We start from the raw sequence: 1,581 nt of genomic DNA on the forward strand, positions 1-1,581 counted from the left end.
GCCCGGAGCAAACCTGCCCTGAGTGCCAGAAGACTCAGCCAAACGCTCAAGCCCTGTCGGTTCACAAAAGTCTATATCACACCGGAGAGCAAACTTGCCCCGAGTGCCAGAAGACCCTGCCAAACGCTCAAGCCCTGTCGGCTCACAAAAGGAAAAATCATACCCCAGAGCAAACCTGCCCTGAGTGCCGGAAGATCCTGCCAAACGCTCAAGCTCTGACGTATCACAAAAGAAAAGAGCACACCCCAGAGCAAACCTGCGCTGAGTGCCAGAAAATCCTGCCAAACACTCAAGCCCTGTCGGATCACAAAAGAAAGTACCACACCCCAGAGCAAACCTGCCCTGAGTGCCAGAAGACCCTGCCAAACGCAAGAGCCCTGTTGGTTCACAAAAGAAAAGATCACACCCCGGAGCAAACCTGCCCTGAGTGTCAGAAGACCCTGCCGAACGCTCAAGCCTTGTCGGTTCACAAAAGTCTATATCACACGGGGGAGAAAACCTGCCCTGAGTGCCAGAAAATCCTGCCAAACGCGAATGCCCTGTCAGATCATAAAAGAAAAGATCATACCGGAGAGCAAACCTGCCCTGAATGCCAGAAGACTTTGCCAAACGCTCAAGCCCTGTCGGCTCACAGAAGAAAAGATCACACCTCAGAGCAAACGTGCCCTAAGTGCCAGAAGACCCTGCCAAATGCTCAAGCCCTGGTGACTCACAAAAGTCAATATCACACCGGAGAGCAAACCTGCCCTGAGTGCCAGAAGATCCTGCCAAACGCTCAAGCCCTGTCGGCTCACAAAAGAAAAGATCACACCCCAGAGCAAACCTGTCCTGAGTGCCAGATGACCCTGCCAAATGCTCAAGTCCTTTCGGCTCACAAAAGTCAATATCACAGAGGAGAAAAAACCTGCCCTGAGTGCCAGAAGACCCTGCCAAACGTGAAAGCCCTGTCGAATCACAAAAGTCAATATCACAGCGGAGAAAAAACCTGCCCCGAGTGCCAGAAGACCCTGCCAAACGCTCAAGCCTTGTCGGATCACAGAAGAAAAAATCACACCCCGGAGCAAACCTGCCCTGAGTGTCAGAAGACCTTGCCAAACGCAAAAGCTCTCGCGTCTCACAAAAGTCATTATCACACCGGAGAGCAAACCTGCCCCGAGTGCCAGAAAACCCTGCCAAACGCTCAAGCCCTGTCGGATCACAGAAGGCAACACCGAAAACGAAAGCTTGATGATGCAAAGTCAAGTGATTGATTTCTGCTCGTCAGAGGCCCGGGACGAAAAGGCATTGCACAGGTTTGGGCATGCTCTGAAGTGTCATGTACATGTCCATCTGTTTATCAGCTGCGGCGGGTTAACCTTATTATCTCGTCTATCCTCACTGCTCCTATCCATAGAAAACAAAGGATAGAACCATTAAAAGCCTACTCTTGCACGTATTGTTCTGTGTGCCTTTCGCCTGCCCGGTTGAGCCGCAGACCTACCGTTTTATCCTTGAGGTTAACCAGAATGGGTTTTCGACAACTCAAGGTTTTTCTATAAAAACTGAGCCGGGCACATTATCCGCAATGCCAATGAACGATGG

At 51.1% G+C, this 1,581-nt stretch carries 2 protein-coding genes; both read left to right on the forward strand.

What is annotated here, in order from left to right; all coding sequences use genetic code 11:
- The coding region (locus tag KBW69_RS23315) for a C2H2-type zinc finger protein (protein WP_257282527.1) at nt 1-1,250 on the forward strand (1,250 nt) is incomplete at its 5' end.
- The gene (locus KBW69_RS24045; RefSeq protein ID WP_373690743.1) at nt 1,231-1,407 is read left to right on the forward strand and encodes a transposase; all 177 of its coding nucleotides are present in this window, start codon (nt 1,231-1,233) and stop codon (nt 1,405-1,407) included. The genes KBW69_RS23315 and KBW69_RS24045, both read left to right, overlap by 20 nt.
- Nucleotides 1,408-1,581 lie beyond the last annotated feature (174 nt).

Origin of the sequence: Endozoicomonas sp. ISHI1, from assembly GCF_024606225.1 — a bacterium.
Classification (GTDB): Bacteria; Pseudomonadota; Gammaproteobacteria; order Pseudomonadales; family Endozoicomonadaceae; genus Endozoicomonas_A.

Excerpts from the sequence above, each read along its gene's own strand:
- KBW69_RS24045 (WP_373690743.1), top strand. The coding sequence starts at position 1,231 with ATGCAAAGTCAAGTGATTGATTTCTGCTCGTCAGAGGCCCGGGACGAA.